Annotated in this window: 18 protein-coding genes; 4 read left to right on the top strand and 14 right to left on the bottom strand. The window is 65.1% G+C overall.

Annotated elements, in window-relative coordinates; all coding sequences use genetic code 11:
• The first annotated feature begins 44 nt into the window (after nt 1-44).
• On the top strand, nt 45-1,472 hold the full coding sequence (locus tag AC0L21_RS14115) for a serine hydrolase domain-containing protein (RefSeq protein WP_473262407.1): 1,428 nt from the start codon (nt 45-47) through the stop codon (nt 1,470-1,472).
• 5 nt (nt 1,473-1,477) lie between these two features.
• Here the strand turns inward: AC0L21_RS14115 and AC0L21_RS14110 are convergent, their stop codons facing one another.
• Nucleotides 1,478-2,845 carry an MmgE/PrpD family protein gene (locus AC0L21_RS14110; protein WP_473262405.1) on the bottom strand — a complete coding sequence of 456 codons (1,368 nt, stop codon included), beginning with the start codon at nt 2,843-2,845 and terminating at the stop codon, nt 1,478-1,480.
• Nucleotides 2,846-2,969: 124 nt separating this feature from the next.
• On the opposite strand from AC0L21_RS14110, the gene AC0L21_RS14105 reads away from it, so the two are divergent.
• Entirely contained in the window at nt 2,970-4,085 is a 1,116-nt protein-coding gene (locus tag AC0L21_RS14105) for an FUSC family protein (RefSeq protein ID WP_473262403.1), read from the top strand.
• 62 nt (nt 4,086-4,147) lie between these two features.
• Here the strand turns inward: AC0L21_RS14105 and AC0L21_RS14100 are convergent, their stop codons facing one another.
• From AC0L21_RS14100 to rpsT, 13 genes are all read right to left on the bottom strand, one after another.
• Complete coding sequence (locus AC0L21_RS14100) at nt 4,148-5,461, bottom strand: SMI1/KNR4 family protein (protein WP_473262401.1); 1,314 nt, start codon at nt 5,459-5,461, stop codon at nt 4,148-4,150.
• Nucleotides 5,462-5,540: 79 nt separating this feature from the next.
• Nucleotides 5,541-6,191 carry a 2-hydroxychromene-2-carboxylate isomerase gene (locus AC0L21_RS14095; protein WP_473262398.1) on the bottom strand — a complete coding sequence of 217 codons (651 nt, stop codon included), beginning with the start codon at nt 6,189-6,191 and terminating at the stop codon, nt 5,541-5,543.
• Entirely contained in the window at nt 6,188-6,676 is a 489-nt protein-coding gene (locus AC0L21_RS14090; RefSeq protein ID WP_473262396.1) for a DUF2867 domain-containing protein, read from the bottom strand. The genes AC0L21_RS14095 and AC0L21_RS14090 overlap by 4 nt, the downstream gene beginning before the upstream one ends.
• Nucleotides 6,673-8,067 (bottom strand): MATE family efflux transporter, encoded by a 1,395-nt coding sequence (locus AC0L21_RS14085; RefSeq protein WP_473262394.1) that lies wholly within the window; start codon nt 8,065-8,067, stop codon nt 6,673-6,675. The genes AC0L21_RS14090 and AC0L21_RS14085 overlap by 4 nt, the downstream gene beginning before the upstream one ends.
• A gap of 190 nt (nt 8,068-8,257) precedes the next feature.
• Nucleotides 8,258-9,553 (bottom strand): UDP-N-acetylglucosamine 1-carboxyvinyltransferase, encoded by a 1,296-nt coding sequence (gene murA, locus AC0L21_RS14080; RefSeq protein ID WP_063992128.1) that lies wholly within the window; start codon nt 9,551-9,553, stop codon nt 8,258-8,260.
• 810 nt (nt 9,554-10,363) lie between these two features.
• Complete coding sequence (gene gyrB / locus AC0L21_RS14075; protein WP_473262392.1) at nt 10,364-12,799, bottom strand: DNA topoisomerase (ATP-hydrolyzing) subunit B; 2,436 nt, start codon at nt 12,797-12,799, stop codon at nt 10,364-10,366.
• Between the two features lie 280 nt (nt 12,800-13,079).
• Nucleotides 13,080-15,248, bottom strand: a complete 2,169-nt coding sequence (locus AC0L21_RS14070; protein WP_473262390.1) for a hypothetical protein — start codon at nt 15,246-15,248, stop codon at nt 13,080-13,082.
• Between the two features lie 126 nt (nt 15,249-15,374).
• A complete protein-coding gene (locus AC0L21_RS14065; RefSeq protein ID WP_473262388.1) occupies nt 15,375-16,118 on the bottom strand; it encodes a hypothetical protein in 744 nt (247 codons plus the stop codon).
• A gap of 118 nt (nt 16,119-16,236) precedes the next feature.
• Nucleotides 16,237-17,373, bottom strand: coding sequence for a DNA replication/repair protein RecF (gene recF / locus AC0L21_RS14060; RefSeq protein ID WP_473262386.1), 1,137 nt, complete (start codon nt 17,371-17,373; stop codon nt 16,237-16,239).
• An 87-nt stretch (nt 17,374-17,460) separates the two neighbouring features.
• Nucleotides 17,461-17,826, bottom strand: a complete 366-nt coding sequence (locus tag AC0L21_RS14055; RefSeq protein ID WP_473262384.1) for an endonuclease domain-containing protein — start codon at nt 17,824-17,826, stop codon at nt 17,461-17,463.
• Nucleotides 17,827-18,077: 251 nt separating this feature from the next.
• Nucleotides 18,078-19,196: a DNA polymerase III subunit beta gene (dnaN, locus tag AC0L21_RS14050; RefSeq protein ID WP_473262382.1), complete on the bottom strand. Its 1,119-nt coding sequence runs from the start codon at nt 19,194-19,196 to the stop codon at nt 18,078-18,080.
• 280 nt (nt 19,197-19,476) lie between these two features.
• A complete protein-coding gene (gene dnaA, locus AC0L21_RS14045; protein ID WP_026233035.1) occupies nt 19,477-20,889 on the bottom strand; it encodes a chromosomal replication initiator protein DnaA in 1,413 nt (470 codons plus the stop codon).
• Between the two features lie 1,266 nt (nt 20,890-22,155).
• Complete coding sequence (gene rpsT / locus AC0L21_RS14040; RefSeq protein ID WP_007598259.1) at nt 22,156-22,422, bottom strand: 30S ribosomal protein S20; 267 nt, start codon at nt 22,420-22,422, stop codon at nt 22,156-22,158.
• A 420-nt stretch (nt 22,423-22,842) separates the two neighbouring features.
• Between rpsT and AC0L21_RS14035 the strand changes: the two genes are divergently transcribed.
• Both AC0L21_RS14035 and msrA read left to right on the top strand, forming a co-directional pair.
• Nucleotides 22,843-23,160 carry a hypothetical protein gene (locus AC0L21_RS14035; protein ID WP_007616084.1) on the top strand — a complete coding sequence of 106 codons (318 nt, stop codon included), beginning with the start codon at nt 22,843-22,845 and terminating at the stop codon, nt 23,158-23,160.
• Nucleotides 23,161-23,323: 163 nt separating this feature from the next.
• Nucleotides 23,324-23,980, top strand: a complete 657-nt coding sequence (gene msrA, locus AC0L21_RS14030; protein WP_473262380.1) for a peptide-methionine (S)-S-oxide reductase MsrA — start codon at nt 23,324-23,326, stop codon at nt 23,978-23,980.
• Nucleotides 23,981-24,145: the final 165 nt, after the last annotated feature.

The following is a 24,145-nucleotide window of genomic DNA, read 5'->3' as shown; positions in this document are numbered from 1 at the left end:
ATGCCGCTTCGTCTCCGGCACGCGTCTCAAGCCGGAGCAAGCCCGTGACCCGCCGCCGCAAGATTGTCCTTCTCGCCACCACCATCGCCTTTGCCGGCCTCGCGCTCGGCGCGGTTCGCGCCCATGACGTGCCCAGGGTCGCCACCGGCTTCATCGCCGACGTGCTCTGCGCGGACACGTTTGTCTCGGGCCTCGATGTCGGGCGAAATTTGACCGAGACCATTGATGCGATGCCGGGCGCCGGTTTGCTCACCTGGGCGATGGACTATCAGGTCGATCGCGCGCGCAAGGACGTTACGGTGACGCTGTTCGGCATTGGCCGCAGCCACGCCGTCTATCGCGACGGCCTCGGCTGCACGCTCGAGCACGGCCGAGGGATCACCGACGTCGCCTTGCCGCCTGATGATAGGCCGCCGGTGTTGCTGCCCGAGATTGCCGGCCCCGCAATCGTGCCGCCGCAAAGCCCGGAGCTGGCAGCCGCGCTCGATCGCGCCTTCGCCGAGCCGACCTCGCCGCCATATCGCCGCACCCGCGCGATCGTCGTCATGAAGTCGGGCCGCGTCATCGCGGAGCGCTATGCCGACGGCATCGGACCCGAGACGCCGCTGCTCGGCTTCTCCATGACGAAGTCCGTGATCTCGGCTCTCACCGGGATTCTCGTGCGCCAGGGCCGACTGAAGCTCGACGGGCCCGCACCGGTCGCCGCCTGGACGAATCCGGACGATCCGCGCCACGCCATCACCGTCGATCAATTGCTGCGCCACACCGCGGGTCTGGCGCTCGGCAGCTCGCTGCAGGCCTCGCTCGGCTCCGCCTTCGAGCCGGTCAATCGCATGAAATTCACCGAAGACGACATGGCCGCCTATGCCGCGAGCATGCCGCTTGCGACCGCGCCGGGCACCGTGTGGAATTATCACGATGGCAACACCATCATGCTCGCGCATCTGATCCGCAACGCCGCCGGCGGCAATCCCGAAGGAGCGCTTGCCTTCGCGCGCCGCGAATTGTTCGCGCCGCTCGGCATGCGCCATGTCACGCTCCAGCTCGACGGCGCCGGCACGATCAAGGGGTCGAGCGAGATGCTCGCATCCGCGCGCGACTGGGCGGGCTTCGGCCAACTCTATCTCAACGACGGCATCGCCGGCGGCCGGCGCATCCTGCCCCAGGGTTGGGTGAATTACTCGGCGTCCGCGACGCCCAATGCATGGGTCGGCATCGGTGCCGGCTTCTGGACCAACCAGGGCGACAGTTTTGGCGCGACCTTCCGCATCGATCACGGCTGGCCGCGCGATGCCTTCTTCGCCAAGGGCACGATCGGGCAGTACACGATCGTGATTCCGTCGGAACGTCTGGTGATCGTGCGGTTAGGCCGTTCGCCGAACGCACCGCCGGAAGCGGATGGCGTGTTCGATCTGGTGCGCGACGTGGTCGCGGCAACGCGCGAGAAGGGAAAGCTGGCGGGGGAGGATTAGGAGCTTTACCTCCCCAGTTCCGTCGCCTTCGCCACGCGGTCGAACCGCTCCAGTGTCATGATCGCGTCCGCGAATTTCTCCGCACGCGCGTTCAGCACCGGGCGGGCCAGCGTCAAGAATTTCTGCTGCATCGCTTGCGCATCCGGGAACGAGGTCGGCTCGCCGGAAGGGTCGGCAAAGAGCCGCTCGTGCACGCCGTCGTCCGTCGTGATGCTCACGCGTGCGCCAAAGGGGTGGGTGCGGCCGATCTCGAGACGGTCGTCCTGCACCACGTCGAACTTGTCGGCGAGCGCGTCGATGGCTGCGTCCCCGAGGCGGGCGTAGTCGTCCCAGCCGAATGAGCCCTGGTCAAGCGCGAGCGCGCCGGTGAAGAACATCGAGAACTGGCCGCCGACGATCGAGGTCGGGTGCCGCTTGGTCGCGGCGTCGCCGGTGAGCGTGATGCCGTTGCGATGCAGGCCGATTTCGACGCGCTTGATCTGATCGGGCGTCAGATTGTGCTCGCGCCGCATCGCGATCAGCGCGTCGATCGCGGCGTGGGTATAGCGGCAGCTCGGATACGGTTTAACGCCGATCTTCATGGTCTCGTAGGTTTTGCCGAGCTCGGCGACCGCCTTGTCGGGATGCGCATCGTCGGTGTAGCCGGCGAGCAGGCCGTGCTTGCCCTCGACCGATTCCGTCGCGCCGACGAAATCGTTGCGCGCGAGCGTCGCGGCGATCACGCCGTTCATCGCGGCGGCGCCGACCTGGTAGCGCTTGTTCCAGGCGCCGTTGACCAGGAATTGCAGCGAGCCCGCGGCCTGGCTGCCGGCGACGCCGAAGGCGGCGATGAGCTGTTGCTCGGACAGGCCGAACAGCTTGCCGGCGGCCGCGGCTGCGCCATAGGTGCCGGCGGTGGCGGTCGGATGGAAGCCGCGGGCATAATGCGAGGTCGGGTCGAGCGCGTTGCCGAGCCGGCAGCAGACCTCGTAGCCCGCAACGATCGCGGTCAGCACGTCGCGGCCCGACGCGCCGACCATCTCGCCGATGGCGAAGGCCGCCGGAACCACCGGCGCGCTCGGATGCAGCGAAGAGTCTGCATGGGTGTCGTCGAAGTCGAGCGAATGGCCGAGCGCGCCGTTGAGCAGCGCCGCGACCGCCGGCGTCCAGGTCTTGCTGTCGCCGAAAACGGTGGATTCGCCCCTGGTGTCGAGCGCGAGCGCCTCCAGCATCTTCAGGATCGAGGGGGTCGATTCCGCTTCGCTGCGGGCCCGGATCGCGCTGCCGAGGAAGTCCAGCGTCAGCACTTTCGCGCGATCCAGCACTTCCGCCGGAATATCCTGGAATTTCAGGTTGGCGACATAGGCGGCGAGCGTTGCGGTTTCGTGAGCCATCGTGTTTCCTCGTTTTGGCGCGCAAGTTAGGCGGGCTGATTTGGCCTTTCAAGCGGGCTCGGGGCCGCGGGCATCAGCTATGCTTTTGGCTGGCTTTACGAGGATCGGACCGGGATACGCGACCATGGCATTCGCAGGAGAGCTGTTCGACCGGGTCTGGTCGCGAAAGACCCAATTGGGGCTGGCGGTCCGGGTCACGGTTGCGGCCACCGGCGCCTACGCGCTCGCCACCGCGCTGAATCTGTTGTTGCCGCTCTGGGCTGTCCTCACCTCCATCATCGTGACCCAGATGAGCGTCGGGCGATCGCTGAAGGCGACACGCGATTACATGCTCGGCACCATCGGCGGCGCGATCTATGGCGGCGCCATCGCGATCCTGATCCCCTATTCCGGCGAACTGGGCCTGCTGGGCCTGCTGGTGCTGGCCGTGGCGCCGCTTGCCTTCGTCGCATCGATCTATCCGAATCTGAGCTCTGCAACGGTGACGGCCGTGATCGTGCTCGTGCTTCCCTCGATGCATCATGCCGATCCCATGGCCTCGGCGATTGATCGCGTCAGCGAAGTTTCGGTCGGCGCGGTGACGGGGCTGCTGGTCTCGTTCCTGGTGCTGCCATCGCGCGCGGTCCGGCAAATCCGCGCCAGCGCGGCGAAGCTGCTGGAATTGATCGCAGAGGCCTTCACCGAATTGCTCGCGGGCCTGACGCGCGGCCGGGACAATGACGCGCTGCATCGGATTCAGGACGGTATCGGTACCGCAATGGTCGGCATGAACACCATTGGCGCCGAGGCTGAGCGCGAGCGCTCTGCGCGATTATCGAGCGGCCCGGACACCGGCCCGTTGTTGCGCACGATCTTGCGGCTGCGCCATGACGTCGTGATGATCGGTCGCTCGACCGTTGTGCCGCTGCCGGCCGAGGTGCAGACGCGGCTTGCCGCGCCGCTGACGGAGGTCTCGACCGTGATCGCGCGCTTCCTGCGTTCGGCCGCCGCCGCCCTGCGCGAAGGCGCCGGCGCGCCGCCGATCCATCCCGTCCATGTCGCGCTCCAGCATTACGCCGAGGCGGTTGCCGCCGTGCGCCAGGACGGCCTGATCCGCGGCCAGCCGAGCGACACCGCGGAGCGCTTCTTCGCACTCGGCTTTTCGCTCGAGCAGATGCACCAGAATCTCTGCGATCTCGACCGCGTCGTCGGCGAATGGTCCGAGGCCGCGGCCGACAAGCCCGCGCGCGTGGTGGAGTGAGCGGAGCGTTTTCGAGCGAAGTGGCTATCGTGTCGCGTAAGAAAAACGCGTCGGCATAGAGTTCAGAGCTCGAAGAACGCGAGCGCCGTCGCATCGCGCCGCGTGATGCCGTCCGTCAACGTCTTCAATGCAACGTCGAAACTCGGTTGGCTTTGTTCCAGCTCCCATCCGCCGTCGTGATCCCACTGGAAACACTGGCCAGAGCGCTCGCCGGGCTCGATATGGAGCAGCAGACAGCGGCTGAGCTGCGACGGTTCGGCAACCGGGATCAGATGCTTGAGCGAGACGCCATATGTCTTGCGGAAATAGGCACAGGCTTCTTCGAGCTCGTCCTCGGAATGGGCAATGAAGTTCAGGACATTGCGCCGCTGTGTGGTGAGCTCGCCCGGCGAATAGAAGCGGAGTTCGGACGAGGATTCCGGCAGCCGTACCAGCAACTCGGTCTCGCCGCGCCTCAGCAGGAATTTGCGATAATCGCGCGGCAACGGGGCGCCGAGCGCCTGCTCCGCCGCGCTGACGTCAGCTTCGCTCGCCGGCGTGCCGCGTTTCCAGCGCCAGCCTCTTACAGATTTGCGTGCCTTGCGCTGCGCCACATGTTCGGCATAGCCGGGCAGCGCCATGATCTCCTCGAAGCCGCCGAACTCGGACCATTGATAAGCATCGTCGAAGGCTTCCTCGCGCCGCTCGGGAAAGTGGCTGCAGAGCAACTCGGCGCGCTTGACGATGCGGGTCTGGCTCGGGGCGATCTTGCAGAGATGCTCGATCGTCTCTAGCGCGGCCTCGGGATTGCCGGCCTCGATATAGGCATCGCTCAGCAATTCCAGGATGCTTCCTTCGAGATCTCCTTCGTAGATTGACCACGCATAATGCGGCTTTTCGGCGGCGCGCCGTGCAACCAGAGCGTCGCGCGCCTGCTCGGCGAGGCGCACTGCCTGTGCCGCATCGTCTCCGGCAGCGTAGCCGCGACGCGCGTCATGCCAGAGATATAGCGGCTCATGTACGGCGGGTGTACCCCTCAGCGTCTCGAGCTGCCTTGCCTGCTGTTCCATTGGCGCGCTCAGCGCCAGCACCATGAGTTCGTCCAGGCCCTTCTGCCAGTCCGGCTTGACCTGCGGATCGGGCGGTAGCTCGCGCAGCGTATATTGGGTGTGGCAAGTCTCGACGTAGCCGGCAGCGACGAGGTCGGCCATATGGCGGCGAAAGGCCGCGGCAGCGTCCGCCATGTTGGAGAATTTCTCGCGCAGAAATTCATCCGCATCGGGATCGCCGCTCCAGTTCATGTTGATACCGATCACCATGGGATCTCTACCCGGGATCAGCATCAACTCGCGATCGTCGTCGCCGGGCGGACGGTGGAAGAATTTTGCCAGGTGCATGCGAGCTCCGAAGGCGCCGCCGGGATTGGGGCGCAACGTCTCAGTCGCACGCACGCAGAGGTTGGTTCACGGCCGCGGCTTATCGCTTCGCCAGCCCCTTGCTCTCCATGCGCCAGACCAGCAAATCGATGCGGTCCTGGCCGAAGAACGGCTCGTTGTCGAACACGAAGGTCGGCACGCCCCAATGGCCGGAGGCGGCGTGGTCCTTCTCGTTCTCCGTGATCACCTGCTCGTAGCGATCCGGGTCGGCGGTGATCGCGGCATCCATCGCGGCGAGATCGAAGCCGGCCTTGTCGGCGGCGCGCGCGAGATGATCGCCTTCGTTCCAGCCCGCCACCGAGCCGTCCCACAGCACGCGGGCGATCGCATCGGTGAATGCGAGCGAGCGTCCCTCGAGCTGCGCCATGGCACCAAGCCGGGTCAGGCGGTGGATGTAGGGCTGCTCCGCCGCGACATCGAACGTGACCTTGTCCTGCACGATCGGATCGGGCCTCGGAAAGCGGAACGGAATGCCTTCGTGCTGCGCCACGCGCGTGCTGTCGAGCACCACATAGCGAATGAAGTTCGGGCTGGCCTTCTTGAAAAACCCGGGCACACGGACTGCGAGCGGATAGACCGGCCGTAGATTCACCGCCAGATCGTAGGTTTCGACCAGCTTCAGCGTTTTCGGCAGCGCCAGATAGCTGAACGGGCTGCGAAAGGAGTAAAAGAGGTCGAGGGAGAGCGTCATCGCGCCGGCTCCGCGAGCCGCCCCATCATGCTGCGGGCGACGAGCTTGTGAAAGGGCGTGATGAGCGCGAGGTAGGCGCGGCCCAGCCGATTGTTGGTCCGCACCAGCGTGGTCAGGGTGACGTGGCGCGGCACCGCTTCGCCGGCCACATCGACCACGATGCGGAAATCGAGATGATAATCATTGAAGCCGGCGACCAGCTGCTCGGGCGTTTCACTCAGCACCGGAAACAGGCCGATCAAACCTCCGGGCGCCGGTGCGCCCTCGCCCGATGTCTTCAATCCAAAGGGCGTCACCAAAATGTTGCGCAGGCGTGTCAGTGCAGCGATCCAGCGCGGTCCGTGCAACACCATCCTGGTGCAGACCTCGCGGGCATTCACCGGTGCTGGGCCGATCTCCACGCGAAAGGAGTCGATGAACTGCGCACCGGCCAGCAGCGTGCCGGCGTCGACATCGGGGGTAACTTCGCGGACGGTTCCGTTCATCCCGCCAGTTTGCGCGTCAGCATACGGAAGCGCAAGATCAGAAGTCCGGCATAGACGAACGATCCGATCGACAGTCCGATCCAGACACCGACCGCGCCGAGATCGGCGTGAAAAGCGAGGTACCAGGCGATGGGAAAGCCCACGCACCAATAGCCGATCGCGGCGAATACCAACGTCATCCTGGTGTCATTGATGCCGCGCAGCGCGCCGCCCATGATGGTCTGGATGGCATCGGCGATGAAGAAGGTCGCGCCGACCAGCAGCAGCTTCGCGGTCAGCTCGACTGTCGGCATGCTCACCTCGCCACTGCCGAAGAACAGCCGTCCGAGCTGATAGCGGCCGAAGATGATCGCGACAGTCAGGGCCGAGACGAACGCGATCCCGATCACAGCTGCGACGAGACCTGCGCGCTTCACCCCGGCCGGGTCGCCGCGGCCGAAGGCATGGCCGACCCGCACAGTGGCCGCCATGCCGATGCCGAGCGGGACCATGAACAGCACGGCGGTGACCTGGAGCGCGATCTGATGCGCCGCGAGCGCCGTGGTCGAGATCAATCCCATCAGCAGCGCGGCCGAAGAGAACAGGCCATATTCCAGCAGCAGCGAGAACGAGATCGGGGCGCCGATCGCGATCAGTTTGCGCATCAGGGGCCAGTCGATCCGCCAGAGATGGGCAAGCGGACGATAATCCGCGAACGGCCTGCGCAGCCCCGCAATGGCGAGCGTGGCGACGAACGTGCCGAGATTGACGATGGTGGTCGCAAGCCCCGCGCCGAACAGGCCGAGCTCCGGCAGGCCGAACAGGCCGTGGATCAGGGCGTAGACCAGCGCGGCATTGACGGGGATCGCCGCGAGCGTGATCCACAGCGGGGCCTGCGGACGGTTCACCGCACTCATCATGCTGCGCAGCGCGATGAAGCCGAGCGCCGGCGCGATGCCCCAGGCGAGGCCATTCAGATAGCGCTGGGCGAGCGCGGCCGAATGCGGCGCCTGGCCGAGTGCGACCAGGATGTGCTCGCCATACAGCGGCGAGGCCATCATCGGCAGCGAGATCAGCAACGCGACCCACAAGCCGACGCGCAAGGAGCGGCGGATGCGCCTGATATCGCCGGCGCCAAAGGCTTGCGCGACCAGCGGCGACACCGCCGCCATTAATCCGAGCCCGAAAGTGAAGCTGACGAAATAGACTGTATGCGCCAGCGCCGCTGCTGCGACCGCGCTCTCGCCGAGCCGCCCGATCAGCGCGAGATCGGTCGTGATCATCGCGATCTGCCCGAGCTGCGTCAGCATCATCGGCACGGCCAGCCGCAGCGTCTCGACGAATTCGTCGGCGAGAAGATTTGGCGGCACGCCGGCTTGCGGCTGCGAACGAGGCTGGACGGTGTCGAGCATGATCACCCAATAGCATCACCGAGCGACGAAAACATGGCCCTCGTGTCCCGGACGCGCGAAGCGCGAGCCGGGATCCAGAAGTTGCGGGCACGGCTTCTGGCCGCGTGGACCCCGGCTCAGCAGCGCATCACTGACGTGCTGCGCTGCGTCCGGGGCACGAGACCATTTTCGGATTGGGAGCCGAAGCGCCTCACCCCTTCCGCTCGGGCACGCGCCTGATCTTCGCGCCGAGCGCATTCAGCCGTTCGTCGATGCGCTCGTAGCCGCGCTCGATCTGGTCGGCGTTGTTGATCGTGGAGGTGCCCTCGGCACAGACGGCCGCGAGCAGCATGGCCATTCCGGCGCGAATGTCGGGTGAGGTCATCGTCGCGCCGTGCAGCCGGCTTGGACCGGCGATGATGGCGCGATGCGGGTCGCACAGCACGATGCGCGCGCCCATCGCGATCAGCTTGTCGACGAAGAACATCCGCGATTCGAACATCTTCTCGAACATCAGGATCACGCCCTCGCATTGCGTGGCGGTGACGATCGCGATCGACATCAGATCGGCGGGGAAGGCCGGCCAGGGCTGGTCTTCCAGCTTCGGCACGTGGCCGCCAAAATCGTCCTGGATCTTCAGCGTCTGGTTCGAGGGCACGATGAGATCGTCGCCCTCGATGCGGCAGACGATGCCGAGCCGCTCGAATCCCATGCGGATCGAGCGCAGATGCTCGACGCCGGCGCGCACGATGCGAAGCGGCGAACGCGTCACGGCCGCGAGCCCGATCAGCGAGCCGACCTCGATATGGTCGGGCTGGATCCGGTAGGTCGCACCGCCCAGCGTCGCCGGGCCATGCACGATCATGGTGTTGGTGCCGATGCCCTCGATCTCAGCTCCGAGCGCGACCAGGAAATTGGCGAGGTCCTGCACATGCGGCTCGGACGCGGCGTTGCGCAAATAGGTGGTGCCTTCGGCGGCGACGGCTGCGACCAGCGCGTTCTCGGTCGCGGTCACGCTGGGCTCGTCCAAGAATACGTCGGCGCCGGTCAGTTTGGAAGCGCGGAATTCGAGCCGGTCGGTGGCGGTGACCTTGGCTCCCAATTGCTCCAGCGCGAGCACATGCGTGTCGAGCCTTCGGCGGCCGATGACGTCGCCGCCGGGGGGCGGCAGCATCACTTCGCCGCAGCGGGCGAGCAGGGGGCCCGCGAGCAGGATCGAGGCGCGGATGCGCACGCATAGCTCAGGATCGAGATCGGCGGCGCGGATGCTCTTGGCGTGAATATGAAGCGTGTTGCGGGCGGTCCATTCCGCCGCCGCGCCGACCGAGCGGATCAGTTCGACCAGCGTCTCGGTGTCGCGGATCCGCGGCACGTTTTCCAGCGTCACCGGATGCTCGGTGAGCAAGGCTGCCGCGATGATCGGCAGCGCGGCATTCTTGTTGCCGGACGGCTCGATCGAGCCCGAGAGCCGGTGACCGCCCTCGACGATGTACTGGATGGGCGCCACGGGGTTCTCGCTGTCCTGTTGGGTGGGGCGGGCGGGTTTTCGAGCCGGAAACTACAGAGAATTGAGCGCGGTAGCAATTGCGCCGGCCGCGGCTCGAGCCTGTCCGGCGGGACTTAAAACAACCCGATGATATTCGCCACCACATAGAGGATCGCGATCAGGATCAGCGCGCCGATCACGACAAAGGAGATTTCGATCGCGACGGCGCCGGTGCCGAGCGTGGCCGCCACGGCGGCGAGGAGCCGTTCCTCCCGAGAAATGAGCGCAAGGACCGATCGCCGTGACCGAGGAGGCTTCGCTCCAGCTTCGTCCAGCCGATTTCTCGACCTTCGGAGCCTGATACTCCATACCCTTCACCCGCGCGATCACGCGGTCTTTGATGCGGTGTCCGGTGTCGACGATGACTTGGTCCGTCGGTGCCGGCGGAAACACGATCGGCACGATCCAATGCGGCAACACCGCCGCCATCAGCGCCAGCATGCCGACAATGCTGCCGATGATGCCCAAACGGCGAGATGGTACAGCGGAACTGGTTGCTACGGAGCTGGTCATGGCGTGGCGCTTCCGGGCCGGAACAGGCCTCGCGGGTTCATGCCACTTCGTCGCGATGGCGGGTGGTGAGGTTCAGAGGATGGCCCGAGCACAAGCTCCTGGCAGCTCGGCCTCGTGGTTCGAGACGCGCCGCAGGCGGCGCTCCTCACCATGAGGGTTTAGAGTTTCGCCGCGAAACGAGACCTCATCCTGAGGAGCCCGCCAAAGCGGGCGTCTCGAAGGATGGCCCCCAACAAGATCGCCGGCGCGCGAACGATCTCAAATATCGATCGTCGCGCTCAGCGAATGTTCCTGGATGAAGTCGCGGCGCGGCTCGACCACGTCGCCCATCAGCTTGGTGAAGATGTCGTCGGCCTCGTCGACCTCCTTGACCTTCACCTGGAGCAGTGATCGCGCATTGATATCCAGCGTCGTCTGCCAGAGCTGCTCCGGATTCATCTCGCCTAGCCCTTTGTAGCGCTGCAGCGAGACGCCCTTGCGGCCGGCGTCGGTGACGGCTTCGAACAGATCGACCGGGCCGTAAACCATGTGCTCGGTGTCCTTGCGCCGCAGCTTGCCCGGGCGGGCATAAACGTCCTGGAGCTTGACCGTGTACTCGTCGAGCTTGCGGGCTTCGACCGAGCCCAGGAAGGCGTCGTCGATGAGAGCGACGTCCTTGACGCCGCGCACCGTGCGCTCGAACTGGAAACCATGGCCTTCGACGTATTGACCGATCCAGCCGCGCTCGACCTCGTCGGCGAGGGTGTCGAGGCGGGCGGCGATGTATTGCGCGGCCGCGGCAGCTTTCTCCGCATCGCCGTAGATCGCCTTGTTGAGCACGCCGGTGATGGCGGCCTGCTCGATCACCTTGCGATTGTAGCGGGTGTGCAGGCTGCGCAGGATGCCGCGGACGGCGCGGGCGTCGTCGACCAGCGAGCGCAGGTCGCGGCCGGTACGATCGCCGCCGCTGCCGGGAATATAGACGCAGTCGTCGAGACCGGTATCGATCAGATAGTCTTCCAGCGCCCGCTCGTCCTTCAGATATTGCTCGGACTTGCCGCGGTTGACCTTATAGAGCGGGGGCTGGGCGATATAGAGATAACCGCCGTCGATGATCTCGCGCATCTGCCGGTAGAAGAAAGTGAGCAGCAGCGTGCGGATGTGGGCGCCGTCGACGTCGGCGTCCGTCATCACGATGATCTTGTGATAGCGCAGCTTCTCGATCGAGAACTCGTCGCTGATGCCGGTGCCGAGCGCGGTGATCAGCGTGCCGATCTGCTCGCTGCCCAGCATCTTGTCGGGGCGGACGCGTTCGACATTGAGGATCTTGCCGCGCAGCGGCAGCACGGCCTGGAATTCGCGGTTGCGGCCCTGCTTGGCGCTGCCGCCTGCCGAGTCACCCTCGACGATGAAGAGCTCGGATTTCGCCGGGTCCTTCTCCTGGCAGTCGGCGAGCTTGCCGGGCAGCGAAGAGACCGAGAGCGGGCTCTTGCGCGTCAGCTCGCGCGCTTTGCGCGCAGCTTCGCGGGCCGCGGCCGCCTGGATCACCTTGCCGACGATCATCTTGGCTTCGGAGGGATGCTCCTCGAACCAGGCCTGCAGCGCCTCGTTCAGCACGTTCTCGACCACGGGCCGCACTTCCGAGGACACCAGCTTGTCCTTGGTCTGCGACGAGAATTTTGGATCGGGCACCTTCACCGACAGCACGGCGGTGAGGCCTTCACGGCAATCGTCGCCGGTGAGCGCGATCTTTTCCTTTTTCGCGTTGGCCTCGGCATAGCCGTTGACCTGGCGCGTCAGCGCGCCGCGGAAACCGGCGAGATGGGTGCCGCCGTCGCGCTGCGGGATGTTGTTGGTGAAGCACAGCACGTTCTCGTGGTAGCTGTCGTTCCACCACAATGCGGCCTCGACACCGATGCCGTTGGCTTCCGCGCGCACCATGATCGGCGCCGGCACGATCGCCTTCTTGTTGCGGTCGAGATATTTGACGAATTCCTCGACGCCGCCCGAATAATGCATCTCCTCGCGCTTCTCGACCGCGTGACGCATGTCGGAGAGGGCGATGTTGACGCCGGAGTTGAGGAAGGCGAGCTCGCGCAGCCGGTGCTCCAGCGTGGCGAAGTCATACTCGATGTTCTTGAAGGTTTCCGTCGAGGCCTGGAACGTCACCTCGGTGCCGCGCCTGCCGGGCGCATCGCCGACCACCTTGAGCGGCGCGACCGCATCGCCATGGGCGAATTCGATATAGTGTTCCTTGTTGTCGCGCCAGATGCGCAAGCCGAGCTTGCTCGACAGCGCGTTGACGACAGAGACGCCGACGCCGTGCAGGCCGCCGGAAACCTTGTAGGAATTCTGGTCGAACTTACCGCCGGCATGGAGCTGGGTCATGATGACCTCGGCTGCCGAGATGCCTTCGCCCTTGTGGATGTCGACCGGAATGCCGCGGCCGTCGTCGCGCACGGTGACGGAATTGTCGGCATTGAGGATCACGTCGACGCGCGTGGCGTGGCCCGCGAGCGCCTCGTCGATCGCGTTGTCCACGACCTCGTACACCATGTGATGCAGGCCCGAGCCGTCATCGGTGTCGCCGATATACATGCCGGGGCGCTTGCGAACGGCGTCGAGACCCTTGAGCACGCGGATCGATTCCGCCCCGTAATCGCTCGGATTTGAGGGTTCGTTTTCGGCAGGCGTCTGCCGAGCAGGTTCTGTCATGAGAGGCCTTCGAGATGTCGCCCGAATCAGCGGCGCAAAAGGCGCTGATATGCGGGCTATTTGTGCCACGAAAGACGGATTGCGCCTAGCGCAAAGTATCTTCCGGCAAGCCTTTGATTAGATGGGATTTTTCGGCCGATTTTCAAGGCCTTCGAAGGCCGATTCGGCGGCTTGGGAAAAGCGCGATTCGAGGCGCCGTTTCGGGCTCTGGAAGGCGTGGATTTTGCGGGGAGGAGGGGCGTTCCGAAGCGCCTGGAACGCCCCGGAACGGCCTTGCAGCTCAATACATCTGAAGCGGCAGCACGTCTCCGTTTGGCCCTACCAGGAGGCCCCAGGCATCGCCGGCGGCAACGGTGAGGGTCTCGGTGCGAGCAGGGCGTCCCGGCAGACGCAGCGCGTACTGGTACTTGCCGGGCGGTAGATCGAGCATCGGGCCTTTCGGCGATTGCGGACCGCCGGCGCCGGCCGCGATCTTCACGGTCTGATTGTTGATCGTCAGCGATGCTTCCTTCGGCCCCATATTGCCGAGCATCAGCCTCGCCTGTCCCGCCCTCGGCATGATGTCGGCCTTGGCCGCGGCCTGCGGATTCCGCTGCACCAGGCTGACCGTCGTCTCATCCCTGGCGCGGCCGAGCTTCAGCACGGCTGGTCCCTGCGGCGAGGTGAACGCGAGCTCCGCCCGCTCGGCAGTGACGGTCGCGCCGTCGGTCTTTTCCTGCCAGCCCCGCTTGGCCAGCTCCGCGCGATAGAAGGCGAGGACCTCGCCAAGCTCGGCGGGGATGCTGGCTTCGAGCTCGGTCCGGAAGGACTGGTCGCTGCCGGGAAATTTCGTGGAGCTGATGCCGGTCGAGCTGTGCTGCGTCGGCACCGGCAGGGCCGAATCGGGATCGGGCGTGAGCGGCTCCTTCGATTTGGCCTGGACCGCCTTGGCTTGGGTCGATTTGGCCTCGACGGGCTTGGCCGCGACGATAACAAGACCGGAGCCGTTGGCGCTAACGTTCACCTTCGGCCCCATCTGCATCACGGTCATCGAGATCGACTTGCCGCTCTTGGAGAATTCCATCACCGCCATGTTGGGCTGGTTGATGACGGAAGGTTGCTCCTTCCAGCCCGCTGGCTTGAGCGATGCGCGATAGAACGCGGCAAGCGCCTTCACGCTCGAAGTCGAGGAGAATTCAAGCCTGCCGTCGTCGCCCTCAAATGTCACGCCTTCGGCGGTTTCGGGCAGCGGCACCGGAGTCTTGCTGTCGGGGAGCGCATTCAGCGGCGCGTCGGACAATGCGGCCGCCTGCACCTTGCGTCTTGCTTCGTCGACAGTGATGAGCTGCTTGGCTGCACCTAACGCATCCCCAAGGAACTTCTCGTCCGCCTCTTTCTTCGCCTTGGCGCGGGCGGCAAGCGCGGAGTCCTTCACCTGCGCGGTCAGGCTGACCATGGTGAAATCATATTTGCGGCCGAGCCGCAGCACGCCGGTTTCCTCCGCCGAAGAGATCTTGATCGCGACCTCATCACCGGGTGCGAGCGGCGCGCTTCCGTCCTCCCGCCAGCCGCGCGCGGCGAGCTCGCGGTGATAGAAGGCGAGTACGGCCGGCAACTCGGCCATCGCGGCGGCCGACATTTCGCGCTTGTTGTCGCTCGCGCCGCCGAGACCCCTGGCCGTCTTGGTCGGGCTTGGCCGCGGCAGGCCGGCCAGATCGCTATCGGCCTTGAGCTCGCTGGGCAGCGCGAAGGGCGCGACCCGGATATCGACATGGGTGCGGCCATCGTCGCGGCGCGTCAGCGTCAGCATCACGGGCTTCTGCTGATAGAAGCCGGTCTCCTTGCTATCGGCATGCGCGTAGAACGCGCGCAGGCCGTTGGGAACGGTCTCATCCAGGCTGGTGGTCCAGCGCGCAGCGGTTTCCGGCGTGAGCTTCTGCCAGCCGATCGCAGTCATCTGGCTGGCATAGAAATCCGACGTTGCATCGAGCGGCGTCGGCGCGATGCAGCCGAGGTAGGGCCGGGTCCCGTCGAACACGATATCGCTGGCGCCTTCCGGAAACGGCACGTTCCCGTAGATCCGGTCGGTCGTGTAATAAACCACGGACTGGTCTGGCCGTCCGAGCGCCTGCGTGAAGTGAACGGAGAGACCCTGTCGTCCCTTCCTGAACTTCAGCAGCGTGCTTTTCTCCTCCAGCGGCATCACATAGGGCACCCAGCCGTTGTCGCTCAGAAGCTTTTGGACCGCGGGCAGTGTCACGGCCTGCCGCGTCGGTACGCGATATTCGACGCGATAGGGATCGGGGCGCGAGGTGTCTTCCACCGCACCTTCGAGCTGCGGCAGCGCGTGGACGTCGACGATTCCCTCGTCGGCGCCGGCCGCGATCGAGCAGCTCGCCATCAGGAAGAGACCGCATGCAAGCAGCCGCCATCGTGCCGGGACTTGCATCCCGCGCGGGACCATCGCCATTGTTACGTCTCCAGGATGCCGCGGGGCGCTTGGGCGCGCGCGATTGCAACGGCTGCGACGCCGTCGGGGGGGCCTCAGACCAGAAGTCGCGGCAGGAACCGGGCAGGTTCAAAGATTCCGGACCGGTCAATACAGCTGGAGCGGCGACCATGCCTCGCCGTCGCGCCCGACGGTAAGCTCCCAGGCGTCGCCGGCCGCGAGGTTAAGGATGTCAGTGTGGGCCGGACGGCCGGGCACGCCCAGTTCGTAGGAATATTGGCCGGGCGCCAGATCCAGCGAGACGGCGTTGGCGCCGGCGGCGCGCTTGATGATCCGCGCGTTGATCCCGAGCACGGCTTCCGTCTCGCCGATATTGCTGAACACCAGCTTCGCCTGACCCGGTTCGGGCATGACGTTCGCCAGGGTTGCTGTATCCGAGTTCTTCTGCACGAGATGAACCGAGGTGTTGCTGTCCTTGCGGCCGAGCTCCAGCATGGCCGGCCCGAGCGGAGAGACGAACGCGAGCCGGACGTGATCAGCGGAGAGGACGGCGCCATCGTGCTGCTCCTGCCAGCCGAGCTTTCCGAGCTCCCTGCGGTAGAAGGCGAGAACGTCGCCGAGCTCGGCGGGCACGGTGGCTTCGAGCTTGACGCGAAGCGGCGCTTCGACGCCCTGCATCAGGGTGGTGTGGATTCCTCGAAAGCTGTAGCGGGTCGGCGCGGGCAGCCTGGTATCGGAATCCGGCGTGAGTTCGGCCGAAAACATCGGCGCGAGATGCGGCATCCAGGCGCCGGCGCTTGCCGCGAGCATGCACGTCGCGAGCAAGACGAGGCCGCATGCAAACGCCCACCATCGTGCCGGAGCCTGCGCCCCGGACCCTACCGTCCGCATCTCACTCTCCAGGGGTTCGCGCGTGATGTCATTGCGCGATTGCAAACCGGCTGCGACAGCGTCGGCGCCGCATCCCGCAACTAGTCGCGGCGGAAATGGGGCTGGTTCAACGGCGGGACTACTGCCGGGCCGATAACTGTCCGCTTTCGACGTCAAAGATCTCGCCCCCGGCGCCGATGTCGGCGAAGGCGGCGGGGTCAGCGCCGGTCAGCCACACCTGCGCGCCGAGCTTGCGCAACTCGGCGAACAGCGCCGCGCGCCTATTAGGATCGAGATGCGCGACGACCTCGTCGAGCAGCAGCAGCGGCACGATGCCGGTCATCTCGGCGACCAGGCTTGCATGCGCCAGCACCAGACCGATCAGCAACGCCTTCTGCTCGCCGGTCGAGGCATCGCGCGCCGGCATGCTTTTCGGCGCGTAGATCACCTGGAGATCGGTGAGATGCGGACCGTCCGTGGTGCGGCCGGCGATGGCGTCACGCGGACGGTTGTCGCGCAGGATCTGGCGGTAGCGGTCCTCGACCGACGTCGCGGTCTCGTTGAGCAGCGCGTTCTCCATCCAGCCGTCGAGCGCGATCTGCGCCGAGGGGAAGGCGGAGGCCTGCGCACGGGCATTCAGCATGCCGGTCAGCCGCGCCGCGGTCTGGCCCCGGGTCGCGGCGACCGCGACCGCAAGCTCCGCGGTCTCGCGCTCGATCGCGTCACACCAATGGTCGTCGTAATTGCGGGTCTCGAGCAGGCGGTTGCGCGAACGCAGCGAACGTTCGAGCGCGGAGATGCGGCTGGAATGGTCGCTGTCGATGGCAAGCACCAGGCGGTCGAAGAAGCGCCGCCGCTCGGACGCCGCGCCCATGAACAGCCCGTCCATCGCCGGCGTCAGCCACACCATGCGGATGTGGTCGCCGAACGACGCCGCCGAATTGACCGGTTCGCGGTCGATGCGGCAGCGCCGGCTGACCGGGCTGTCTGCGTGCGGCGGATCGATGCCGGTGCCGAGCGTGGCAAGGCCCAGCGCGCCCTCGACCTGTGCCGACACCGCCCAGGAGCCGTCGCCCTGGTTGTCGGCGACGTCGTCCAGCGTCGCGCGCCGCAGGCCGCGTCCCGGCGACAGGAACGAGATCGCCTCGATGCAATTGGTCTTGCCCGCTCCGTTCGGCCCGACCAGCGCCACCATGTCAGCCTTCACCTCGAGCCCCGCCGCCCGGTAATTACGAAAATGCGTCAGCGTCAGGCGATGAATGCGGGAGGGGGTCATCAGATCTTCGTCGTGGCCGCGATTCTTCCCCTCCCCTTGTGGGAGAGGGTGGCGCCTCACGAAGTGAGGCGACGGATGAGGGGTATGTTACCGCAGGGCGAGCTTTGCAAGGATGTCCTCCAATACAGAAGCGGGCTGCTGCAACACGTCATTGTTCCAATAGCGCACGATGACAAAGCCTTCTGTGGAGAGAGCTGCGTCACGCGCTGCGTCGCGTTGCGATTCCGCATGCTGACTGCCGTCGATCTCGATCACGAGGCGTTTCTCGAAGCAGACGAAGTCGAGAATGTAGTTCTCGATCGGAACCTGTCGGCGAAATTTGTACGCCGATAGCCGGCGATGCCTCAGTAAGCGCCACATCGCTGCTTCCGCATCCGTCGGCTCGTGCCGCATGTTCTTGGCGAACTGGCGAAGATGCCTGGCAGTCGGCCGATGGTGTGGGTCGCGCGGCATCGGCGCTCATTCTGAATGTTGCTGGGGCGCGCTGCCCTTCCCCTCTCCCCTTGCGGGAGAGGGTGCCGTCGCGCAGCGACGGCGGGTGAGGGGTTGTCTCCACATAGAAAGTGCCGCGAGAGGACCCCTCACCCAAGTGAGGCCTTGGCCGATAGCGGAGCTGCCCTCTCCCGCAAGGGGAGAGGGCGCGATAATGCGCATCGCGCTTGGTTGATGAGGGAATATTTGGCGTCCGCGAGGGAGCACGTCCCTCACACCCGCATCGGCATCAGCACGTACAGCGCGCTCTTGTCGTCGCGGTCTTGCACCAGGGTTGGCGAGCCCGGGTCGGCGAGCCGGAGCGTTGCGACGGCGCCTTCGATCTGGGCGGCGATGTCGAGCAGATAGCGGGAGTTGAAGCCGATATCGAGGGCGTCGGACGCGTATTCGACTTCGAGCTCTTCGGTCGCGCTGCCGGAATCCGGATTGGTCACCGACAGCACCAGCTTGCCCGGCGAGAGCGAGAGTTTCACGGCGCGCCCGCGCTCGCTGGAAATCGTCGAGACGCGGTCGACCGCGTTCTCGAAATCCTTCTTGTCGACGACGAGCTCCTTGTCGTTGCCCTGCGGGATGACGCGGCCGTAATCGGGGAAGGTGCCGTCGATCAGCTTCGAGGTCAGCACCACATTGCCGATGGTGAAACGGATCTTGGCCTGCGACAGCTCGATCGTGACCTCGGCCTCGTTGTCCTCGATCAGGCGCTGCACCTCGCCGACGGTCTTGCGCGGCACGATCACGCCGGGCATGCCCTCGGCGCCCTTGGGCTGGACCAGGTCGAGCTGGGCGAGGCGGTGGCCGTCGGTGGCGACGCCGCGCAAGGTGGCGGCTTTGGCGGAGCCTGCGGCGTGCAGATAGATGCCGTTGAGATAGTAGCGGGTCTCCTCCGTGGAGATCGCGAACTGGGTCCGGTCGATCAGCCGCTTGACGTCCTTGGCGGCGAGATTGAACGAGTGCGACATGTCGCCGGCGGCGAGATCCGGAAAATCATTCTCCGGCAGGGTCTGCAGCGTGAAGCGGGAGCGGCCGGCGCGGATCGCCAGCACGGCGCGGTCGCCGTCGGCCTCGAGCACGATCTGCGAACCGTCCGGCAGCTTGCGCACGATGTCGTAGAACATGTGCGCCGGCACGGTGGTGGAGCCCGCGGTCGCGGTTTCCGCTGCAAGCGTTTCGGTGACCTCGAGGTCGAGGTCGGTCGCCTTCAGCGACAATTTCGCATTCTCGGCCCTAACAAGCACGTTGCCGAGGATCGGAATCGTGTTGCGGCGCTCGACCACGCGGTGGACGTGGCCCAGCGACTTCAGGAGTTGCGCGCGTTCGACCGTAACCTTCATTGCACTACTCGCCCGATCCCCAAGGAAACACACATTTGGAAAAGCCGGGCGGCGGGACGCGCGCCACGGCACCGAAGACCCCGGAAGGCCGGATCATCCAGCCGATATGACCAAAGCCGTCAGGGTCGCGCAAGGTGGCGCGGAAAGTCATCCGTTTCAAGGGATTGCGCGACAGTTCCCCACGATTTACCCGCAAAGACGGGGCCCGCCGCCCAGGCAGAAGAAGGCCGCCGCCCAGGCAGGGCCGGGGCGGCGGGAAGGAAGGATAAGGGCTAGGCGTTTATTCCTGAAGCTGGCGCTTGAGCGATTCGACCTCGTCCGACAGCGCCGTGTCCTTGGAAACCAGGGCCTCGATCTTGCGAACGGCGTGCAGCACGGTGGTGTGGTCGCGCCCGCCGAAACGGCGTCCGATTTCCGGCAGCGATCGCAGGGTCAGCGTCTTGGCGAGATACATCGCCACCTGGCGCGGACGGACCACGTTGGCGGTCCGGCGCGAGGACAAGAGGTCGGAGCGGCTGACATTATACTGCCGTGCCACCACGCGCTGGATGTCCTCGATCTTGATCCGCTTCGGCTCCTGCGGCCGGATCAGGTCGCGTACCTCGTGCTCCGCCATCTCCAGCGTCACCGGCCGGTTGTTGAGCTTCGAGTGTGCGAGCAGGCGGTTGATCGCGCCTTCGAGATCGCGGCCGTTATGGGTGATGGCGCGGGCCAGATAGGTCAGCACCTCCTCCGGCACCTCGAAGGTCGCATGATGGGCGCGGGCCGCGGCGACGCGCGACTTGAGAATGCCGTGTCGCAGCTCCTCGCCGAGCGAGGCCATTTCGACCACGAGGCCGCCGGCCAGCCGCGAGCGCACGCGGTCGTCGAGGCTTTCGAGGTCGGACGGCGGACGGTCGGCCGCGATCACGACTTGGCGGCCGGCATCGATCAGCGCGTTCAGCGTGTGGCAGAACTCAGCCTGGGTCGACTTGCCCTGCAGGAACTGGAGATCGTCGATCACGAGCACGTCGATGCCGCGCAGCGCTTCCTTGAAGGCGAGCGCCGTCTGCGTCTTCAGCGCGGCGACGAAGCCGTACATGAATTTCTCGGCGGTGAGATAAAGCACCTTGCGCTCGTTGCCGGAATTGCCGGCCCAGGTCACCGCCTGCAGGAGATGCGTCTTGCCGAGGCCGACGCCCGCATGGATGTAGAGCGGATTGAACATCACGGGATCGCCGCGACGCCCCTCGGCGACCTGACGCGCAGCCGCATGCGCCAGCGTGTTGGAGCGACCGACGACGAAGCTCGCGAAGGTCAGGCGCGGATCGAGCGGCGAGCCGCCGAGCGCATCATGATTGGCCGAGACCGGCGCGGTCGCGGTGGAGCGCAGCTCCGGCGCAGGCGAGCGGCGCGTTTCGACCGGCGCGGGCGCTTCCTTCTGCTGCACAACCGGGCGCACGGCCGAGCGCACGGTGAGATCGATGCGATGCACTTCCGGCATCTCGGCCTGCCAGCACGACAGCACGCGCTCGGCATAATGGGCCTGGATCCAGCTCTTCAGGAAGCGGGTCGGCACCGACAGACGCACGCTCTCGTCCTGGACGCCTTCCAGATCCATGCGCGCAAACCAGCTCGTATAGACGTCCTCGCCAACGTTCGAGCGCAGCCGACTCTTCACGCGTGACCAGCGATCCTGTTCCGGGGTTGTCATCATTTGAGAACTTTTCTTGAGAGATAAGGTTGCGTGGTGAGCGCCATGCAGAGTTCCTGCCAGGGATACCTGCCCAGGGATGTTTGCAATGGCGGGACCTCAAGCGATTTCATCTGCAGGCATGGTTCGACCGTTCGGCGGAAACGCCGCGTCCGATCAGCAATGTCTAGAGATGGAGGGGTCGCGAGGTCAGCGCGTACTCGGCGCTCCGTGACACGCGGGAGGCTTGGTGTCCGACGAATCTAAAACGGCATCGCTGGAAGTCGAAATTCTGGAAGTCGAAATGTGTTTCAATACCGCGTTGAGTTCGTAAGACATGATACCTCCCCGTCCTGCCGTGATTGCTCACGACAAGGTCCTGCGTGTCCAAACGACACCCGCGTCGTCATCGGATGCCTGCCCGTGTACTAGTCCGCTCGGCCTCGCCATCATGCCTGTCGGGGCAGCTTTCAAGATGTCCCTTAAGCGCGAGAGAAAGATCCCGCTTGGAGACATTCAGACAAAAAGCTACCGTTCCCACATTGCTGTGGGTTTTGATCCGACAATCGCTTGTTGAAGCGCCGCCTACGTGCACATCGCCGCCGATTTGCACGCTCGCCCCGTTTCCGATACCGCGCTGGTCTCAAGATCGTGGGCGCCGCTGACCTCTTAAGGAATACACTATGCGGGAAGACTCGCAACGGAATTGATTCACACTTGAGGCATCAAAAATCTTGATCTGCGTTAACGCCACGCGGACTTGTGCACAGGCTTCAGAGCAAGTTTTTGGAATCGTGCTCAGAATCGAAGACGCCACGTTTCATGTGACAATTCTCCGCCACCGCCAAAAATTTTTTACAAAAGCGTCACGCGCACGACGCGCTGGCGAATTTTCCAAATGCTTGGCCTCACTATGTCGATAAGTGATTAGCGAGACATCGTTTTTTGAGTCTCGTTTGACAGGGTAACTCCATTGCGTCTCGCGATCCGGGGAAACTACGGTGTGCAGAACTCGCAGGCGCCGCGAATTCAACTTGAGCCCGCCCCGCAAGGACTTTTTGCACCGCGGTGGAAGTTTCCGCTGTTGCAAAACCATTCGCAGGTAAAACTACGGACGCATCATGCTGCAAACGTCGCAATCCTCCGATCGAAGGTCGCTCGACGCGTGACTGCTTGCGTGAGTATGACGGGCAACAAAAAAGCCCGGCGCGATGCCGGGCTGTTTGACGCATGTGATGTGCGACCGGATCGTCCGATCGAACGAATGCTGCTAGATCACTCGCCGGCTTACTTGGCGAGCTTGGCGATCTGCGCGGTGAGCCGCGAGACTTTGCGGCTGGCATTGTTCTTGTGAATGATGTTTCGCTGCGCGGCGCGCATCAAGGCGGGCTCGGCGTTCGCCAGCGCCGTCACGGCTGCGGCGCGGTCGCCGGTCTTGATCGCTTCTTCGACGTTACGCACGGCACCGCGCATCTGGGTGCGGCGCGACTTGTTGACGGCGGTGCGGCGGGCGATCTTGCGCGTCGCTTTCTTGGCGGAAGTGGTATTGGCCATGGTCTCAATGTCCTTTGCGGGTACCGGTCGCGTCTTGGTCGGGTAGCGCCGGCTTGCTTGACCGCGTAATCGACGCTCGGAATTAGGGTGTTCGGTTGCTAGGCTGTTCCTGGAACAAGAGCGACGGCCTTGCGGCTGTCTCTGAGGCCCAAAGAGCCTCTCAGCTCAAGGAGCCTCTAAGCCCAAGGAGCCTGCAACTGCTCAAAGAACAGCGGCGGCAGGATTGCGCCCGCCGCCAGTTGGCGCCCTTATAGAGAGGGTCTTTGGCACCGTCAACGCTTTCCCGGGCTGGACAAGCAGCCTCTCGGGGTGGGGATGAATGTCGTAACGCCCTGAAGAGGTTGAATTTCTGCCGTTTCCCTTGTATTGGCTGGCGGCGTTCCGAGGGTCGTCCGATCGGACGACTATAGAGGGTGAGGCATGATCCGCGGCTTTTTCCGACTGATTGGGCTGCTGCTGCTCGCCGGCGGGTTCATCTTCATGGTCTACGACGGCGCCCGCTGGGTCGCCGACCAGACCCTGCGGTTCACCCGCTTCGGCCAGTTCTGGAACGACATCAATCAGGCCAGCCAGACGGCATTCCGGACCTGGGTCGAGGCCAAGGCGCCCTGGCTCTGGACCTCGGTGATCCGCCTGGTGCTGGATCAGCCGGTTTTCGCCGTCCTCGGCATTCTCGGCATCCTCCTGATGATTCTGTTCCGCCCGCGCAAGCCGTTGATCGGCTATTCCCGAGATTGAGCTTTCGCTTCGCGCGACAGAGCCGGCCCGTGCGCCACGTAACAGGGCTGCCCCTTCGCGCGTAAAGACCTATATTCCCAACTGATCGCGAGCACGCCGCCTGAGCGCTTGGCTCATCGCCTTGCCCCCAGGCGACGGACAGCTCGTTCTTGGAGATCCGTCCATGCTGTTCATGCGCAAGACCACCGCATTGCCGAGCGCCACGGAAGCGCTGCCGGGCCGTGCACAAGCCATTCCGACCGCGACCACCCATTTCGTCAACGGCGCGAAGTTGCAGCCGCCTTATCCCGCAGGTCTCGAGCAGGCCGTGTTCGGGCTCGGCTGCTTCTGGGGCGCCGAGCGCAAGTTCTGGGAGCTTAGCGATGGCGTTTACACAACCGCCGTCGGCTATGCCGGCGGCCACACGCCGAACCCGACTTATGAAGAGACCTGCTCCGGCCGCACCGGTCACACTGAAGTGGTGCTGGTCGTGTTCGATCCGAACAAGGTGTCGTACGAGAAGCTGTTGAAGACGTTCTGGGAGAGCCATAACCCGACGCAGGGCATGCGCCAGGGCAACGATGTCGGCACGCAGTACCGAAGCGCGATCTACACCACTTCAGACGCGCAGAAGAAAGCGGCCGATCAATCCAAGGCGCTCTATCAGAAGGCGCTTGCCGCAAAAGGTCTCGGCACCATCACCACCGAGATCGCACCCGCCGGCGAATTCTACTTTGCCGAGGATTATCATCAGCAATATCTGGCCAAGAATCCCGCTGGCTATTGCGGCCTGGGCGGCACCGGCGTGTCCTGCCCGATCGGAGTGGGCGTGAGCGCGTAGGTCTAACCACGAGTTCGCTGCACCTCTCCCGCTTGCGGGAGAGGTCGGGGGGGGGGGGGCGCGCGGGGGGGGGGGGGGGGGTGGGGGGGGGGGGGGTGGCGGGCGGGGGGGGGGGGCGCCCCCCCCCCCCCCCCCCCCCCGCGGGGGGGGGGGGCCCCGGGCCCC

It is taken from the genome of Bradyrhizobium sp. WSM4873, assembly GCF_055811355.1.
Note: the sequence above shows the minus strand (reverse complement) of the source record. Positions and strands in the feature narration are given on the sequence as shown.

Excerpts from the sequence above, each read along its gene's own strand:
- AC0L21_RS14095 (WP_473262398.1), bottom strand. The coding sequence starts at position 6,191 with ATGACGCTCTCCCTCGACCTCTTTTACTCCTTTCGCAGCCCGTTCAGC.
- gyrB (WP_473262392.1), bottom strand. The coding sequence starts at position 12,799 with ATGACAGAACCTGCTCGGCAGACGCCTGCCGAAAACGAACCCTCAAAT.
- AC0L21_RS14090 (WP_473262396.1), bottom strand. The coding sequence starts at position 6,676 with ATGAACGGAACCGTCCGCGAAGTTACCCCCGATGTCGACGCCGGCACG.
- AC0L21_RS14055 (WP_473262384.1), bottom strand. The coding sequence starts at position 17,826 with ATGCCGCGCGACCCACACCATCGGCCGACTGCCAGGCATCTTCGCCAG.
- msrA (WP_473262380.1), top strand. The coding sequence starts at position 23,324 with ATGCTGTTCATGCGCAAGACCACCGCATTGCCGAGCGCCACGGAAGCG.
- AC0L21_RS14110 (WP_473262405.1), bottom strand. The coding sequence starts at position 2,845 with ATGGCTCACGAAACCGCAACGCTCGCCGCCTATGTCGCCAACCTGAAA.
- AC0L21_RS14100 (WP_473262401.1), bottom strand. The coding sequence starts at position 5,461 with ATGCACCTGGCAAAATTCTTCCACCGTCCGCCCGGCGACGACGATCGC.
- AC0L21_RS14070 (WP_473262390.1), bottom strand. The coding sequence starts at position 15,248 with ATGGCGATGGTCCCGCGCGGGATGCAAGTCCCGGCACGATGGCGGCTG.
- recF (WP_473262386.1), bottom strand. The coding sequence starts at position 17,373 with ATGACCCCCTCCCGCATTCATCGCCTGACGCTGACGCATTTTCGTAAT.
- rpsT (WP_007598259.1), bottom strand. The coding sequence starts at position 22,422 with ATGGCCAATACCACTTCCGCCAAGAAAGCGACGCGCAAGATCGCCCGC.
- AC0L21_RS14105 (WP_473262403.1), top strand. The coding sequence starts at position 2,970 with ATGGCATTCGCAGGAGAGCTGTTCGACCGGGTCTGGTCGCGAAAGACC.
- AC0L21_RS14085 (WP_473262394.1), bottom strand. The coding sequence starts at position 8,067 with ATGCTCGACACCGTCCAGCCTCGTTCGCAGCCGCAAGCCGGCGTGCCG.
- dnaN (WP_473262382.1), bottom strand. The coding sequence starts at position 19,196 with ATGAAGGTTACGGTCGAACGCGCGCAACTCCTGAAGTCGCTGGGCCAC.
- AC0L21_RS14035 (WP_007616084.1), top strand. The coding sequence starts at position 22,843 with ATGATCCGCGGCTTTTTCCGACTGATTGGGCTGCTGCTGCTCGCCGGC.
- AC0L21_RS14065 (WP_473262388.1), bottom strand. The coding sequence starts at position 16,118 with ATGCGGACGGTAGGGTCCGGGGCGCAGGCTCCGGCACGATGGTGGGCG.
- dnaA (WP_026233035.1), bottom strand. The coding sequence starts at position 20,889 with ATGACAACCCCGGAACAGGATCGCTGGTCACGCGTGAAGAGTCGGCTG.